General features: G+C 50.6%; 12 protein-coding genes and 1 pseudogene. 10 read left to right on the top strand and 3 right to left on the bottom strand.

The window, feature by feature from the left end; translation table 11 throughout:
• Positions 1–62: 62 nt before the first annotated feature.
• The 3 genes from pflB to ycaO form a co-directional block, all read right to left on the bottom strand.
• The gene (pflB, locus tag E4Z61_RS09255) at positions 63–2,345 is read right to left on the bottom strand and encodes a formate C-acetyltransferase (RefSeq protein ID WP_135322513.1); all 2,283 of its coding nucleotides are present in this window, start codon (positions 2,343–2,345) and stop codon (positions 63–65) included.
• 59 nt (positions 2,346–2,404) lie between these two features.
• Positions 2,405–3,262: a formate transporter FocA gene (gene focA / locus E4Z61_RS09250; RefSeq protein WP_135322512.1), complete on the bottom strand. Its 858-nt coding sequence runs from the start codon at positions 3,260–3,262 to the stop codon at positions 2,405–2,407.
• Positions 3,263–3,667: 405 nt separating this feature from the next.
• On the bottom strand, positions 3,668–5,428 hold the full coding sequence (ycaO, locus tag E4Z61_RS09245; protein ID WP_135322511.1) for a 30S ribosomal protein S12 methylthiotransferase accessory factor YcaO: 1,761 nt from the start codon (positions 5,426–5,428) through the stop codon (positions 3,668–3,670).
• A gap of 135 nt (positions 5,429–5,563) precedes the next feature.
• On the opposite strand from ycaO, the gene E4Z61_RS09240 reads away from it, so the two are divergent.
• The 10 genes and pseudogenes from E4Z61_RS09240 (at position 5,564) to lpxK (ending at position 17,433) form a co-directional block, all read left to right on the top strand.
• A complete protein-coding gene (locus tag E4Z61_RS09240; protein ID WP_135322510.1) occupies positions 5,564–6,256 on the top strand; it encodes a DUF421 domain-containing protein in 693 nt (230 codons plus the stop codon).
• A 214-nt stretch (positions 6,257–6,470) separates the two neighbouring features.
• Positions 6,471–7,559, top strand: coding sequence for a 3-phosphoserine/phosphohydroxythreonine transaminase (gene serC / locus E4Z61_RS09235; protein WP_135322509.1), 1,089 nt, complete (start codon positions 6,471–6,473; stop codon positions 7,557–7,559).
• Positions 7,560–7,629: 70 nt separating this feature from the next.
• The gene (aroA, locus tag E4Z61_RS09230; protein WP_135322508.1) at positions 7,630–8,913 is read left to right on the top strand and encodes a 3-phosphoshikimate 1-carboxyvinyltransferase; all 1,284 of its coding nucleotides are present in this window, start codon (positions 7,630–7,632) and stop codon (positions 8,911–8,913) included.
• A 48-nt stretch (positions 8,914–8,961) separates the two neighbouring features.
• A pseudogene (locus tag E4Z61_RS09225) lies at positions 8,962–9,119 on the top strand (metalloprotease); the annotation flags it as partial.
• Between the two features lie 170 nt (positions 9,120–9,289).
• On the top strand, positions 9,290–9,973 hold the full coding sequence (gene cmk, locus E4Z61_RS09220) for a (d)CMP kinase (RefSeq protein ID WP_045441261.1): 684 nt from the start codon (positions 9,290–9,292) through the stop codon (positions 9,971–9,973).
• Between the two features lie 113 nt (positions 9,974–10,086).
• The gene (gene rpsA, locus E4Z61_RS09215; protein WP_045441262.1) at positions 10,087–11,760 is read left to right on the top strand and encodes a 30S ribosomal protein S1; all 1,674 of its coding nucleotides are present in this window, start codon (positions 10,087–10,089) and stop codon (positions 11,758–11,760) included.
• A 159-nt stretch (positions 11,761–11,919) separates the two neighbouring features.
• On the top strand, positions 11,920–12,204 hold the full coding sequence (ihfB, locus tag E4Z61_RS09210; protein ID WP_003035780.1) for an integration host factor subunit beta: 285 nt from the start codon (positions 11,920–11,922) through the stop codon (positions 12,202–12,204).
• A gap of 205 nt (positions 12,205–12,409) precedes the next feature.
• Positions 12,410–14,674, top strand: coding sequence for a ComEC family protein (locus E4Z61_RS09205; RefSeq protein WP_135322507.1), 2,265 nt, complete (start codon positions 12,410–12,412; stop codon positions 14,672–14,674).
• 36 nt (positions 14,675–14,710) lie between these two features.
• Positions 14,711–16,459: a lipid A ABC transporter ATP-binding protein/permease MsbA gene (gene msbA, locus E4Z61_RS09200; protein ID WP_135322506.1), complete on the top strand. Its 1,749-nt coding sequence runs from the start codon at positions 14,711–14,713 to the stop codon at positions 16,457–16,459.
• Positions 16,456–17,433, top strand: coding sequence for a tetraacyldisaccharide 4'-kinase (gene lpxK, locus E4Z61_RS09195; protein ID WP_135322505.1), 978 nt, complete (start codon positions 16,456–16,458; stop codon positions 17,431–17,433). The genes msbA and lpxK overlap by 4 nt, the downstream gene beginning before the upstream one ends.
• The last annotated feature ends 15 nt before the right edge of the window (positions 17,434–17,448 follow it).

Here is a 17,448-nt window from a genome sequence, read left to right as displayed (position 1 = left end):
CTGTTAAAAAGGCCCCACTTACGTGGAGCCTTTATTGTACTCTTTTTCAGTCAGACAGGGAATTACATGGTCTGAGTGAAAGTACGGGTAATAACATCCTGCTGCTGTTCTTTAGTCAGGGAGTTAAAACGTACTGCATAACCAGATACACGGATGGTCAGCTGAGGATATTTCTCAGGATGTTCCATCGCGTCCAGCAGCATTTCACGGTTCATGACGTTCACGTTCAGGTGTTGACCACCTTCGATGGACGCTTCGTGGTGGAAGTAACCATCCATCAGACCAGCCAGGTTGGTCTTACGTACTTCGTCGTCTTTACCCAGAGCGTTCGGAACGATAGAGAAGGTGTAAGAGATACCATCTTTAGCGTAAGCAAACGGCAGTTTAGCAACGGAGGTCAGAGAGGCAACAGCACCTTTCTGGTCACGACCGTGCATTGGGTTAGCACCCGGTCCGAATGGTGCGCCAGCACGACGACCATCTGGGGTGTTACCGGTTTTCTTACCATACACAACGTTAGAAGTGATGGTCAGAACAGACTGAGTCGGGATAGCGTTACGGTAAGTAGTCAGTTTCTGAATTTTCTTCATGAAACGTTCTACCAGGTCAACCGCCATGTCATCAACGCGAGAGTCGTTGTTACCAAACTGCGGGTATTCGCCTTCGATTGCGAAGTCGATAGCCAGACCGTCTTCGTCACGAATCGGTTTAACTTTCGCATATTTGATTGCAGACAGGGAGTCAGCAGCAACGGACAGACCTGCGATACCACACGCCATGGTGCGAACAACGTCACGGTCGTGCAGCGCCATCAGAGAGGCTTCGTAGCTGTACTTGTCGTGCATGTAGTGGATGACGTTCAGTGCGGTGACATACTGTTTAGCCAGCCAATCCATGAAGTGATCCATACGATCCATCACTTCGTCGAAGTTCAGCAGATCGCCTTTGATTGGTTCAGATTTCGGGCCAACCTGGATTTTCAGTTTTTCGTCAACGCCGCCGTTGATTGCGTACAGCATGGTTTTCGCCAGGTTTGCACGCGCACCGAAGAACTGCATTTGTTTACCAACAACCATCGGGCTTACGCAGCAAGCGATAGCGTAATCGTCGTTGTTGAAGTCCGGACGCATCAGGTCATCGTTCTCATACTGCAGAGAAGAGGTGTCGATGGACACTTTAGCGGCGAATTTCTTGAAGTTCAGAGGCAGTTTTTCAGACCACAGAACGGTGATGTTCGGCTCCGGAGAAGGACCCATAGTGTACAGGGTGTTCAGGAAGCGGAAGCTGTTTTTGGTAACCAGAGTACGGCCGTCAACGCCCATACCACCGATAGATTCAGTTGCCCAAATCGGGTCACCGGAGAACAGTTCATCATATTCAGGTGTACGCAGGAAGCGAACCATACGCAGTTTCATGACCAGGTGGTCAATCATTTCCTGAGCGTCTTGTTCGGTGATTTTGCCTGCTTTGATATCACGTTCGATGTATGCGTCCAGGAAGGTGGATACGCGACCGAAGGACATTGCTGCACCGTTCTGAGACTTAACAGCGGCCAAGTAGCCGAAGTAGGTCCACTGGATAGCTTCCTGAGCGTTGGTAGCCGGACCAGAGATATCGCAACCATATTTAGCTGCCATTTCTTTGATCTGACCCAGTGCGCGGTGCTGTTCAGCGATTTCTTCACGCAGACGGATAGTCGCTTCCAGGTTTACGCCATTTTCCAGATCGGACTGCAGAGAGACGAACTGAGCGTACTTGTCTTTCATCAGGTAGTCGATACCGTACAGCGCAACGCGACGGTAGTCACCGATGATACGGCCACGGCCATACGCATCTGGCAGACCAGTCAGAACACCGGATTTACGGCAGTTCAGAATGTCTTTGGTATAAACATCGAATACACCCTGGTTGTGGGTTTTGCGGTATTCGGTGAAGATTTTTTTCAGCATCGGGTCCAGTTCGCGATTGTACGCTTTGCAGGAACCTTCAACCATTTTGATGCCGCCAAACGGAATAATTGCACGTTTCAGCGGAGCTTCAGTCTGCAGACCAACGATTTTCTCAAGCTGCTTGTTGATGTAGCCAGCGTCGTGAGAAGTGATGGTAGAAGCAACGGAGGTGTCAAAGTCAACAGGCGCGTGAGTGCGGTTTTCCTGTTTAACGCCTTCCATCACGCTGTCCCACAGTGCAGTGGTCGCTTCAGTTGCGCCAGCCAGGAAGGACTCGTCACCCTCATACGGAGTGTAGTTTTTCTGAATGAAGTCACGGACGTTTACTTCATTCTGCCAATCACCTTTGGTAAAACCTTCCCAGGCTGTGGCTAACTTTTCATTAAGCTCGGACATGTAACACCTACCTTCTTAAGTGGATTTTTTATTTACTACGTGTAATGAACATCAACAGATTAATGATGATCGTTACCACGTAGGTAAATGACCCAGTATGTCAACCCGACTAACAAACCGCCGCCGATAATGTTACCGATCGTAACCGGAATCAGGTTATCGGTGATGAAATTCATCACGGTCAGGTGAGAAAAATTCTCCGGAGAAGAACCGACAGCGGTCCAAAATTCCGGTGTAGCGAAATCGCGTATTACGATACCCATAGGGATCATAAACATGTTTGCGATACTGTGCTCAAAACCGCTGGCAACAAACATTGCGACCGGTAATACCATGATAAACGCTTTGTCCATCAGGCTGCGACCTGAGTAGCTCATCCATACGGCCAGACACACCATCAGGTTAGCCAGAATGCCAAGGCTGACTGCTTCAACAAAGGTGTGATGCACTTTGTGATCGGCGGTTTGCAGGACATTTAGCCCCCATGCGCCGTTGGCGGTCATATATTCGCCGGAAAGCCACATCAGTAGCACGAAGAGCAAGCAACCGACCAGGTTGCCAACATAAACGTTGAGCCAGTTTTTTGCCAGTTGGCCCCAGGTTATACGCCCACTGGCCTTAGCGACGACAATCAGTACGGTTGAGGTAAAGAGGTCAGCGCCGCAGACAACACAAAGAATCAGCCCCAAGGAGAAGCAGATACCGCCGATCAACTTAGCCATGCCGAAAGGCATCGTTCCGGTACCGGTCGTGGCGGTGATATAGAAAACAAAGGCAATTGAAATGAACACACCGGCAGTAATTGCCAGATAGAACGTCTTAAGCGGATGTTTCGTTGCTTTATAGACGCCTGCTTCTTCGGCAACTTTGGCCATAGCAGCAGGAAGTATAAGATCAAAAGGGTTGTCAGCTTTCACACTAACTCTCTCTTTATTAAGTCGGCGACGAGATACTAACAAAGCATTATAGATGAGAATTTGATATAGATCATATCTCGCCTGGCTTATAGGCCCGTAAGACGCATGGTTTTTATGCAATTACGGAGTAACTTTTTGATTATCCAAGTAAAAATAAATTTTAAAAATTATAAAGTGAGTTGAATTTTTTCCTTTACCCTCCAGTTGAGCGGTTAATTAAAATGGAGTAATTGAGATAAATTGCAACGCTAACAAACTATTTTTTTTAATATCAACTACTAATTTTTAACCTTGTTTTTACATTTATTTTTGATTACGCAAAAATAAAAAAAACGGGGCACTAAAAGCGCCCCGTAATATAGCGTAGTCAATTGTTGAAGCCTACTCAGAACAGGCTGTTTGCCATTATTTTGACCAGTGTGCTGCTTTTGCGCGCTGCAGTTTTTCGTAGGCTTTCAGCAGAGACTGATGTGCCGGGAAAGCATGCAGATCGTTGTCGACGGGCTGAAGACCATAGAACGGCGCTTCTCCACTTAATGCCGCACTCGCCGCTTCGACAGCATCGGCACCGTACATACGCACGAAGGCGTTCAAATACTGCAGAGGCTGGCGATCGTCTTCCTGTGACAGCAGCAACAACGTTTGCAGGCAACGGTAGTAGTTGGCTCGTTCAGCACTAAAGACGGATGCGTTAAATTCCATCGTCCATTCGGTCCAAATCAGCGCCTGCTCTAGGTCGCCACCGGCCAGCGCCAGCATCACTTTCAGCTCGCCAATACGCAGAGTGGACCAACCGTTATCTGGGCCAGTTGCCAGGCCAAGCAGCTCACGCACGCGGGTAAAGTCGTCAAAACCTTCTTCATCCAGCTGTTCGAGCAAGCTGAGATAGTCTTCTTTATCCCATTCGCTGCCGGGCAGAGAAAGAATCGTTTCACGCAGATGCGCACCCATACCGTTGTTCGCTAACCACAGATCTTCAGCCGGATAGATGTCGGACATTCCCGGAACGATGATACGACAAGCGTAAACGCCCAGATGCTCGTAATCAGCGATATACACTTCTTTATTTTCAGTTTTGAAGATAGCCATCAGAGTGGCGAACTCTTCTTCCGTGGTGCCGGAGAAATTCCAGTCAACGAACGGATAATCGGCATCTTGCTTGAATAGATCCCAGGAGATCAGGCCGCTGGAGTCAATGAAGTGGGTTTCGAGGTTGGTATGCTCAGCCACTTCTTCATCATCAAAGGTCGGCGGCATAAAGACATCAAGATCTTTCAGACCGCGGCCCTGCAACAGCTCGGTGACGGTACGCTCAAGCGCTACGCCGAAGTCCGGGTGGGCGCCGAATGAAGCAAAACAGGTCCCGTTAGCCGGGTTAAACAGCACCACGCAGATAACCGGGTATTTTCCGCCCAGTGAGCCATCATAGGCAAAAATTGGGAACCCTTCAGCTTCCAGTTTGGCGATGGACTCGACTACTGCCGGATAGCGTGCCAGTACATCGGCCGGAATTTCCGGCAGGCTGATGCTTTCTGCAATAATGCGATTCTTCACATAACGTTCAAAGACTTCAGACAGTCCCTGAACGCGTGCTTCATTCGGGGTATTACCCGCAGACATCCCATTAGAGACGTACAGGTTACCGATGATGTTCATCGGAATGTACACGGTTTGGTTATCAGACTGGCGGGTAAACGGCAGGCCACAGACACCGCGTTCTTCATTACCTGACTGTAGGTCGATCAGCATACTGCCGGTTAGTTCGTTTTCCGGATCGTAGAATGCGCGCAAACGGTCATCCAGTAGACCTTCCGGCACATTGTCATCTTCAGTCAGCGGGAACCATTTTTCGTTCGGGTAGTGCACGAACGGGCCGTTAGCGATGGTTTCACCCAGCCAGAAATCGGCAAAGAAGTAGTTAGTAGACAGACGCTCAAAATATTCGCCCAGCGCGGAAGCCAGCGCCGCTTTTTTCGTCGCGCCTTTACCGTTGGTGAAACACAGTGCGCACTCTTTATCGCGAATATGCACAGACCAGACGTTAGGAACGGGGTTCAACCATGAGGCTTCTTCAATCTGGAAACCGAGGTCGAGGAGTTTTTGCTGGAAGCGGGCGATGGAATCTTCCAGAGCGGCATCTTTGCCGGGAATAAATGTTTGCGTCATGAAAATCACTTTTGTCGTACGGAAAGCGCGCAATGATACGGGTTTTATATGAACGGCGCTATCGCCGCTACCGCTGTGACGCAAATAAAAGCGTTGACTATGCTTTCACACGGTAACCAACGTTAAGAGTACAAAATGAAAGCATTCGATTTACACCGTATGGCACTTGATAAAGTACCCATGGAGTTTCTGGGTGAGGTTGCGCTGCGTAGCTTATATACCTTTATATTGGTTTTCCTGTTTTTAAAAATCACCGGACGGCGTGGCGTACGGCAGATGTCGCTTTTTGAAGTACTGATTATCCTGACGTTAGGTTCGGCGGCGGGGGATGTGGCGTTTTATGACGATGTCCCGCTGCTCCCGGTACTGGTGGTCTTCATTACCCTCGCGCTGCTTTATCGCTTAGTGATGTGGTTGATGGCGCACAGTGAAAAGTTGGAAGATTTGCTGGAAGGCAAACCCTTGGTGATCATCGAAGACGGTGAGTTGTCATGGTCGAAGCTCAATAACGCTAATATGACGGAATTCGAATTTTTTATGGAATTACGTTTGAACGGCGTGGAGCAATTAGGCCAGGTGAAACTCGCCATTTTGGAGACCAATGGGCAAATCAGCGTCTATTTCTTTGCCAACGAAGACGTTAAACCCGGTCTCAGCATTCTGCCTAAACGTTGTACCCAACGATTTAAGGTGGTGCCGGAAGCGGGGGATTATGCCTGCGTACGCTGTAGTGAGGTGATTCACATGCACGCCGGGGATCATCAATTATGTCCACGCTGTGCAAATCCAGAATGGACGAAGGCCAGCCGGGCAAAACGGGTAACCTGACAGCGAAAATATCGGTTTTTGGTAGTCAATCCGATAGATTCTGTTGTGTGATGAATAACACATTTTTGCCCTGACCAGTTTTACCCATTGCGGCGCGTGTCACTGAATGATAAAACCGATATCCACAGGAATAACATATGCCCAATGTCTGTCACTGGAAAAATAGCCAAAGACAGGATGTTGACTGGATAACAACACAACGTGGTGAGGGGAAATGGCTCAGGTCTTCAATTTTAGTTCAGGTCCGGCAATGCTACCGGCGGACGTTCTTAAACTGGCTCAACAGGATCTCCGCGACTGGAATGGTCTTGGCACGTCGGTCATGGAAATTAGTCACCGTGGCAAAGAGTTTATCCAGGTTGCAGAGGAAGCAGAGCAGGATTTTCGCGATCTCCTCAGCATTCCCTCCAATTACAAGGTGTTATTCTGCCATGGCGGTGGTCGCGGTCAGTTCGCCGGGATCCCACTCAATATTTTGGGCGATAAAACCACGGCGGATTATGTCGATGCCGGCTACTGGGCAGCCAGTGCAATTAAAGAAGCAAAAAAGTACTGCACGCCAAACGTGATTGACGCCAAAATCACCGTCGACGGTTTGCGGGCTGTCACGCCGATGAGCGAGTGGCAACTTTCTGACAATGCGGCTTATCTGCACTATTGCCCGAACGAAACCATCGATGGCATCGCGATCGATGAAACGCCGAATTTTGCCAGTAATGTGGTGGTGACGGCGGATCTGTCTTCCACCATTCTGTCCGGGCCACTTGATGTTAGCCGCTATGGCGTTATCTATGCCGGCGCACAGAAAAATATTGGTCCAGCGGGTTTGACGATTGTCATTGTACGTGAAGATTTACTGGGCAAAGCACACGTGTCCTGTCCGTCGATCCTCGATTACACCGTCCTGAACGACAATGACTCGATGTTCAACACGCCGCCGACATTTGCCTGGTATCTCTCTGGTCTGGTCTTTAAGTGGCTGAAAGAGCAGGGTGGCGTTAGCGTAATGGACAAAATTAACCAGCAAAAAGCAGAACTACTGTATGGCGTAATTGATAACAGTGACTTCTACCGTAACGATGTCGCGAAATCTAACCGCTCACGCATGAATGTTCCATTCCAGTTGGCTGACAGTGCACTGGATAAACTCTTCCTGGAAGAGTCTTTTGCTGCGGGTTTGCATGCGCTGAAAGGGCATCGCGTGGTCGGTGGAATGCGAGCGTCTATCTACAATGCAATGCCGCTTGAAGGCGTGAAAGCGTTGACCGATTTCATGATCGATTTCGAACGTCGCCGCGGCTAATCTGCTGTTATTTTTCATCCCCACAGCCAGCCTGTGGGGTTTTTATATCTGTTTTTGAGAGTTAAGTTTCATGGAATCCCTGACGTTACAACCCATTGCGCGGGTGGATGGCACCATCAATCTGCCTGGATCAAAAAGTGTTTCTAACCGCGCTTTGCTGCTGGCTGCATTAGCAAATGGCACGACTGTCCTGACCAACCTGCTGGACAGCGATGATGTCCGCCATATGCTTAACGCACTGAATGCGTTAGGGATTAGCTACACCCTTTCCGCCGATCGTACCCGCTGCGAAATTGTCGGTAACGGCGGTGCGTTACAGGCCGAAGGTGCTGTGGAATTGTTCCTTGGCAATGCTGGTACCGCGATGCGTCCGCTGGCCGCTGCGCTGTGCCTGGGGAGCAATGACATTGTGCTGACGGGCGAACCACGCATGAAAGAGCGCCCGATTGGTCATCTGGTTGATGCGCTGCGCCAGGGCGGCGCAAAAATTGATTACCTGGAGCAGGAAAACTATCCGCCTTTACGTCTGCGCGGTGGTTTTACCGGTGGGCAGGTTGAGGTGGACGGCAGCGTCTCCAGCCAATTCCTCACCGCGTTGCTGATGACCGCACCGCTGGCACCGCAGGATACGACGATCGCGATTAAAGGCGAATTGGTATCAAAACCTTATATCGACATCACGCTGAACCTGATGAAAACGTTTGGCGTTGAGATTGAGAACCAGAACTACCAACACTTTGTTGTTAAAGGTGCGCAGCAATACCAGTCCCCTGGCGCATACCTGGTCGAAGGGGATGCGTCATCGGCCTCGTATTTCCTTGCGGCTGGCGCGATTAAAGGCGGCACGGTAAAAGTCACCGGAATTGGCCGCAACAGTATGCAGGGCGATATTCGCTTTGCCGATGTACTGGATAAAATGGGCGCGACCGTTACGTGGGGAGATGACTTCATTGCCTGTGCGCACGGTGAATTAAACGCTGTTGATATGGACATGAACCACATTCCGGATGCGGCGATGACCATTGCTACGGCTGCGCTGTTTGCGAAAGGTACGACGACCTTACGTAACATCTACAACTGGCGCGTCAAAGAGACCGATCGTCTGTTCGCGATGGCGACAGAACTGCGTAAAGTGGGCGCGATCGTTGAAGAGGGGCATGATTTTATCCGCATCACGCCGCCTGCAACGTTAAAATTTGCCGACATTGCGACCTATAACGATCACCGCATGGCAATGTGTTTTTCGTTGGTAGCGCTGTCTGATACACCAGTGACTATTCTTGACCCTAAATGCACGGCGAAAACCTTCCCGGATTATTTCGAACAGCTGGCGCGTATTAGTACGCTTGCCTAGCCTTCGTATTGCGCCAGTCATCTGACTGGCGCATTGTTGTCCGTAACATTGAAAAAGCGCGGTATTGCCGTCAGGGCTTGGTCACCGCGTTTGATAAGTTTGCCACCATGGATGCGGGACATGCAAAATCGTTGATGGAGTCTCACCCGGCTCCTGCCGATCGTGCAGAGCATATGCGTGAGCGTATTGCCTCGGTTAAAAAGTAAATCGGTATTTCTTCCGGGCTGTTTTCCCCTCAGCCCGCTATAATTGCGCAATTCTTCCTCACATCGTTACAGACTAATCAGGTTTTTACACTCTGTGTTAACGATTATTAGCGTTGGCGCGTATAATGCGCGGCGTTTACGTTAACGTATGCCTGTTTAAGGAGAAAAAGATGACGGCAATTGCCCCGGTTATTACCATTGATGGCCCAAGCGGTGCAGGTAAAGGCACCTTGTGCAAGGCAATGGCGGAAGCATTGCAGTGGCATCTGTTAGATTCTGGCGCGATTTATCGCGTACTGGCACTTGCAGCGTTACATCACCATGTTGATGTCGCTTCTGAAGATGCTCTGGTGCCGCTCGCGTCACATCTGGATGTGCGATTTATCTCAACAGACGGCAATCTGGAAGTTATTCTGGAAGGTGAAGATGTCAGTGGTGAAATCCGCACTCAGGAAGTGGCAAACGCCGCCTCTCAGGTAGCCGCGTTTCCCCGAGTGCGTGAAGCACTGTTACGTCGCCAGCGCGCTTTCCGTGAAGCGCCGGGATTAATCGCTGACGGACGCGATATGGGGACCGTGGTATTCCCTGACGCACCGGTTAAAATTTTTCTGGACGCTTCCTCGCAAGAACGTGCGCATCGACGTATGCTACAGTTGCAGGAAAAGGGCTTTAGTGTTAACTTTGAACGCCTTTTGGCCGAGATCGAAGAACGCGACGACCGCGATCGAAACCGTGCTGTAGCGCCGTTAGTTCCCGCTGCTGATGCTTTAGTTTTGGATTCAACCCGATTAAGCATTGAGCAAGTGATTGAAAAAGCGTTACAATACGCGCGCCAAAAACTGGCTCTCGCTTAAGTGCGACCGAATTTGCAGTACCCCCGTTGCAATGGATTGACAGCGGGTATGTTAAACAACCCCATCCGGCACGGAGCCAGGTGGACGTTAAATATGAAACCTGAAGATTAAACATGACTGAATCTTTTGCTCAACTGTTTGAAGAATCCTTAAAAGAAATCGAAACCCGTCCGGGTTCCATCGTTCGTGGTGTTGTTGTTGCTATCGACAAAGATATCGTACTGGTTGACGCCGGTCTGAAATCTGAGTCTGCCATTCCGGCAGAGCAGTTCAAAAACGCCCAGGGCGAGCTGGAAATCCAGGTTGGTGACGAAGTTGACGTTGCTCTGGATGCAGTAGAAGACGGCTTCGGTGAAACTCTGCTGTCCCGTGAAAAAGCTAAACGTCACGAAGCTTGGATCACGCTGGAAAAAGCTTACGAAGAAGCTGCGACCGTTACTGGTGTTATCAATGGCAAAGTCAAGGGTGGCTTCACTGTTGAGCTGAATGGTATTCGCGCGTTCCTGCCGGGTTCCCTGGTAGACGTTCGTCCGGTCCGCGACACACTGCACCTGGAAGGCAAAGAGCTTGAATTCAAAGTAATCAAGCTGGATCAGAAGCGTAACAACGTTGTTGTTTCCCGTCGTGCCGTTATCGAATCCGAAAACAGCGCAGAACGCGATCAGCTGCTGGAAAACCTGCAGGAAGGCATGGAAGTTAAAGGTATCGTTAAGAACCTCACTGACTACGGTGCATTCGTTGATCTGGGTGGCGTTGACGGCCTGCTGCACATCACCGACATGGCATGGAAACGCGTTAAACATCCGAGCGAAATCGTAAACGTTGGCGACGAAATCACTGTTAAAGTGCTGAAGTTCGACCGCGAGCGTACTCGTGTATCTCTGGGCCTGAAACAGCTGGGCGAAGATCCATGGGTAGCTATCGCTAAGCGTTATCCGGAAGGTACCAAACTGACTGGTCGCGTGACCAACCTGACCGATTACGGCTGCTTCGTTGAAATCGAAGAAGGCGTTGAAGGCCTGGTTCACGTTTCCGAAATGGATTGGACCAACAAAAACATCCACCCGTCCAAAGTTGTTAACGTTGGCGATGTAGTGGAAGTTATGGTTCTGGATATCGACGAAGAACGTCGTCGTATCTCCCTGGGTCTGAAGCAGTGCAAAAACAACCCATGGCAGCAGTTCGCGGAAACCCACAACAAGGGTGACCGTGTTGAAGGTAAAATCAAGTCTATCACTGACTTCGGTATCTTCATTGGCCTGGACGGCGGCATCGACGGCCTGGTTCACCTGTCTGACATCTCCTGGAACGTTGCAGGCGAAGAAGCAGTTCGTGAATACAAAAAAGGCGACGAAATCGCAGCAGTTGTTCTGCAGGTTGACGCAGAACGTGAGCGTATCTCTCTGGGCGTTAAACAGCTCGCAGAAGATCCGTTCAACAACTGGGTTGCACTGAACAAGAAAGGCGCAATCGTAAATGGTAAAGTAACTGCAGTTGACGCTAAAGGCGCAACCGTAGAACTGGCTGACGGCGTTGAAGGTTACCTGCGCGCTTCTGAAGCTTCACGTGACCGCGTTGAAGATGCAACTCTGGTTCTGAGCGTAGGCGACGACGTTGAAGCTAAATTCACCGGCGTTGATCGTAAGAACCGTGCAATCAGCCTGTCTGTCCGTGCTAAAGACGAAGCTGATGAGAAAGATGCAATCGCAACTGTTAACAAACAGGAAGATGCAAACTTCTCTAACAACGCAATGGCTGAAGCTTTCAAAGCAGCTAAAGGCGAGTAATATCGAGTGCTCCAAATCCTTTGTGCTATTAACGGCACAAAGGGTAACGAGTAGCTTGACAGATTACAGGATTCGTCCTGTAATCAATGACAAAGGGCGGCTACGGCCGCCCTTAATCAATGCAGCAGCTAATTTTGCCTTTAAGGAACCGGAGGAATCATGACCAAGTCAGAATTGATTGAAAGACTTGCAACCCAGCAGCCTCATATTCCCGCGAAAGCGGTTGAAGACGCAGTAAAAGAGATGCTGGAACATATGGCCTCGACTCTGGCGCAGGGCGAGCGTATTGAAATCCGCGGTTTCGGTAGTTTTTCTTTGCATTACCGCGCACCACGTACCGGACGTAATCCGAAGACTGGCGACAAAGTGGACCTGGAAGGAAAATATGTTCCGCACTTTAAACCAGGTAAAGAACTGCGCGATCGCGCCAATATTTACGGTTGAGTTCTTAACGAAACTTAACGCCGAGAAAAGCACCTGTAAGGGTGCTTTTTTCATTTCTGTCTGCCCATATTGGAACCTTACTCTCAGTTAAATCGCATGTTACACCCAGCGCTCAATAACAGCGGAATGCACCTCGTGTAACGGTAAATTGCTACCAGACAATCGCTACGTTGTGCTGCACACTTCCTGTAACAGGGAGTGTTTCATGAAAATAACAACCGTCAGTACGTGTGCATTATGCGGCATTTTCCCGCTAACGTTGTTACCCACGCTGCCCGGAATGGTGTGCGTCAGCAGCTTGTTTTGTCTGGCGTGTATGCTCTGTCTTATTCCGCATAAATATCTGCTATACGCTGGGTTAACGCTGTTGTTCTTTCTCTGGGGAATACTGGCAGCGAAAGAAGCTATCTGGGCAGGTAATACGCTCCCCGCTAACACGCAGCAAGCCGTTGTGCATATAACCGCCACTGACCATATGACAACCCACTATGGGCAGATTACCCACCTGCAGGGGAGACGGATATTTCCGGCGCAGGGGATCGTACTGTATGGGCAATACTTGCCCAGTGAAGTGTGTGCGGGTCAGCAATGGGGGATGACGCTTAAGGTTCGCGCGGTACACGGTCAATTAAATGAAGGGGGATTTGATAGTCAGCGTCAAGCCATAGCACAGCATCGGCCGCTGACGGGGCGTTTCCTGCAGGCTACAGTCATCTCGCCGCAGTGCAGTCTGCGTGCCCGTTATCTCTCTTCGTTGAATACGACGTTAGCCACCTATCCCTGGCAGCAGGTGATCCTGGGCCTGGGAATGGGGGAGCGACTGTCCGTTTCGCAAGAGGTCAAAAGCATTATGCGCGACACCGGAACGGCGCATTTGATGGCTATTTCCGGGCTGCATATTGCTTTTGCCGCGTTTTTGGCCGCTGGGCTAATACGTGCTGGTCAATTTTTTATGCCAACCCGATGGATCGCCTGGCAGGTTCCGCTGGTGGGAGGAATAGCTTGTGCGGTGTTTTATGCCTGGTTAACAGGGCTACAACCACCCGCATTGCGTACCATCGTTGCACTGATTGTCTGGGGAGCGCTTAAGCTGAGCGGGCGGCAATGGAGCGGTTGGGCGGTCTGGACGTGCTGTCTGGCCGCGATTGTAGTGGTTGATCCCGTCGCCATTCTGTCTCAAAGCCTGTGGTTATCTGCGTTTGCCGTAGCAGCACTGATATTCTGGTATCAGTGGTTTCCACTACCTGAATGGCCACTCGCGCGCGCGGGACACGTGTTTATCAAGTTGTCGCATCTTCAGTTGGGTATTACGTTACTGCTTTTGCCTGTACAAATCGCCTTGTTTCACGGCATCAGTTTGACCTCATTTCTGGCTAATTTGTTTGCAGTTCCATTGGTTACGTTTGTTTCCGTCCCTCTGATACTTGCGGGAATGATCGCGCACTTAACCGGCCCAGTGATGGTTGAGTCAGGAATCTGGTATCTGGCCGATAGGTCACTGGCACTGCTATTTTGGGGACTCAGCAGCCTGCCAGAAGGTTGGATCAACATTGATCAACGCTGGCAATGGCTTTCATTGTCTCCCTGGTTGATGCTGATTGTATGGAGACTGAATGTCTGGCGTACGCTTCCGGTTATCTGTTTTAGCGGACTACTATTTCTAAGCGAGCCGTTTTGGCGGATATCGCGAGCTGAAGTGTGGCAGGTGTATATGCTGGATGTTGGACAGGGACTGGCAATGGTCATTGCCCGTAATGGTAAAGCAATCCTTTATGACACAGGGCTGGCATGGCCAGGGGGCGATAGCGCACAACAGTTGATTATTCCCTGGTTACGCTGGCACAACTTGACGCCTGAAGGGATCGTGTTGAGCCATGAACATCTGGATCATCGTGGTGGTATGGATTCGTTACTGAAAACCTGGCCAACAATGTGGGTGAGAAGCCCTCTCGGATGGAAAGGCCATTTACCCTGCTTTCGCGGTGAGAGTTGGCAATGGCAGGGATTAACGTTCAGCGCGCACTGGCCGCTTCGGGGAACTAACGATCGGGGAAATAACCATTCCTGTGTGGTGAAGGTTGACGACGGCAAACGCAGCCTTCTTCTGACTGGTGATATTGAATCCCCTGCTGAACAAAAAATGCTAAGTCACTACTGGCAGCACCTGCAGTCCACTTTTATTCAGGTTCCGCATCATGGCAGTAATACTTCATCGTCATTGGCACTGATTCAGCGGGTGGGGGGGCAGGCAGCGTTTGCCTCAGCTTCACGCTATAACGCCTGGCATCTGCCTTCCTGGAAAGTGAAACAACGCTATCAGAAGCAGAATTACCAATGGCTGGATACCCCGCATCAAGGGCAGGTTACACTGGACTTTTATCAGGAAAATTGGCAGATACGCAGCGTAAGGGATCAGATTTTACCTCGTTGGTATCATCAGTGGTTTGGCGTGCCGGAGGATAACGGGTAGAATATGCGGCTATTCTAACAAATGCTGGTTTTTTGAATGCATAACGATAAAGATCTCTCTACGTGGCAGACGTTTCGCCGACTATGGCCGACCATAGCGCCTTTTAAATCGGGTCTGATCGTGGCGGGTATAGCGTTAGTCCTTAACGCGGCCAGCGATACCTTCATGCTATCGCTCCTTAAACCATTACTGGATGATGGTTTTGGTAAAGCCGATCGATCGGTGCTGATGTGGATGCCACTGGTGGTCATTGGACTGATGATAGTGCGTGGCTTGACCAGCTATGTCTCCAGCTACTGTATTTCCTGGGTGTCAGGCAAAGTGGTTATGACCATACGTCGCCGCCTGTTCGGTCATATGATGGGCATGCCCGTCGCCTTTTTTGATAAACAGTCTACAGGTACGTTACTGTCTCGTATTACCTATGATTCAGAGCAGGTAGCGTCATCGTCTTCTGGCGCGCTGATCACCGTGGTGCGTGAAGGGGCCTCGATTATTGGCCTGTTTATCATGATGTTTTATTACAGCTGGCAACTGTCATTAATTCTGATTGTGCTGGCACCCATTGTGTCGATTGCGATCCGCGTGGTTTCCAAGCGTTTTCGTAGTATCAGTAAGAATATGCAAAACACCATGGGGCAGGTGACGACCAGTGCGGAGCAGATGCTGAAAGGCCACAAAGAAGTATTGATTTTTGGTGGTCAGGAAGTCGAAACCAAACGTTTTGATAAAGTCAGCAACAAGATGCGATTGCAGGGCATGAAGATGGTTTCCGCGTCTTCTATCTCTGATCCTATCATCCAGCTGATTGCATCTTTGGCACTGGCTTTCGTGTTGTATGCGGCCAGTTTCCCAAGCGTCATGGAAAACCTGACGGCAGGGACAATTACGGTGGTCTTCTCTTCAATGATCGCCCTGATGCGTCCGCTGAAGTCTCTGACTAACGTCAACGCGCAGTTCCAACGCGGTATGGCGGCGTGTCAGACTTTGTTCACTATTCTGGATAGCGAACAAGAAAAAGACGAAGGTAAACGCGTTATCGAACGCGCAACCGGCGATCTGGAGTTCCGTAACGTCACCTTTACCTATCCGGGACGTGAAGTGCCTGCGCTGCGTGACATCAACCTGAATATTCCGGCGGGTAAAACCGTTGCGCTGGTAGGGCGTTCAGGTTCAGGTAAATCCACCATCGCCAGTCTGATTACGCGTTTCTATGACATAGATGAAGGGCATATTCTGATGGATGGACACGATCTGCGCGAATATACCCTGGCATCCCTGCGCGATCAGGTCGCTCTGGTCTCGCAGAATGTGCACCTGTTTAACGATACGGTAGCCAATAACATCGCCTACGCGCGTACGGATATCTATAGCCGCGAGCAGATTGAAGAAGCTGCACGAATGGCCTACGCCATGGATTTCATCAACAAAATGGATAATGGCCTGGATACGGTCATTGGCGAGAACGGCGTGCTGCTTTCCGGCGGTCAGCGCCAGCGTATTGCTATCGCCCGAGCCTTGCTGCGCGACAGCCCGATTCTGATCCTCGATGAAGCGACGTCGGCTCTGGATACCGAATCCGAACGCGCTATTCAGGCTGCTCTGGATGAACTGCAGAAAAACCGTACATCGCTGGTCATTGCGCACCGCCTTTCTACCATCGAACAGGCGGATGAGATTGTTGTTGTGGAAGACGGGCTGATTGTTGAGCGCGGCACCCATAGCGAACTGCTTGAGCAGCGCGGTGTTTACGCGCAGCTACATAAAATGCAATTTGGTCAATGATCGCGCGCATCTGGTCTGGTGAATCGCCTCTGTGGCGATTGTTACTTCCGCTCTCCTGGCTTTATGGCCTGGTGAGCGGAGGGATCCGCTTATGCTATACGCTTGGGCTTAAACGCGCATGGCGCGCGCCAGTGCCGGTTGTGGTGGTCGGAAACCTTACTGCGGGCGGCAATGGTAAAACGCCAGTGGTTATTTGGCTGGTTGAACACCTACAGCAACGCGGCATTCGTGTGGGCGTGGTTTCCCGCGGTTATGGCGGAAAAGCTCAGGCTTACCCACTATTGCTGACGGCGGATACCACCACAGCAGAAGCGGGCGATGAACCGGTACTGATCTTCCAGCGTACCGGCGTTCCGGTCGCTGTTTCACCGGTAAGAGCTGATGCGGTAAAAGCCATTCTTGCCCATCATGATGTGCAGATTATCGTCACAGACGATGGCCTGCAGCATTATGCTCTGGCGCGCGATGTTGAAATTGTGGTGATTGATGGCGAACGTCGGTTTGGCAATGGCTGGTGGCTTCCCGCAGGTCCAATGCGTGAGCGCGCCGGACGGCTTAAATCGGTGGATGCGGCTATCGTCAATGGTGGTACCCCGCAGACGGGCGAAATTCCGATGCGGCTTGAGCCGGGACTGGCCGTGAATTTGCGCACTGGCGAGCGCTGTGATGTCGCGCAGTTACCTGATATTGTCGCCATGGCCGGAATTGGTCACCCCCCGCGTTTTTTTGCCACCCTGGCGGCATGCGGGGCCGAACCGCAGAAATGTATCCCGTTGGCAGACCATCAGTCTCTGACCTACAGTGACGTCAGCGCACTGTTGGTTGCCGGACAAACGCTGGTAATGACGGAAAAAGACGCAGTGAAATGTCGCGCTTTTGCTGATGACAACTGGTGGTACCTACCTGTCGATGCGCATCTGTCGGGCGACCAACCCGGTGTTTTACTTGATAGGTTAACCTCGCTGGCTCGTTAACGGTTTCATGCTGCG

Source organism: Citrobacter tructae (genome assembly GCF_004684345.1).
Taxonomy (GTDB): domain Bacteria; phylum Pseudomonadota; class Gammaproteobacteria; order Enterobacterales; family Enterobacteriaceae; genus Citrobacter; species Citrobacter tructae.
The sequence above is the reverse complement of the archived record's forward strand: the minus strand, read 5'-3'. Positions and strand labels throughout refer to the sequence as shown.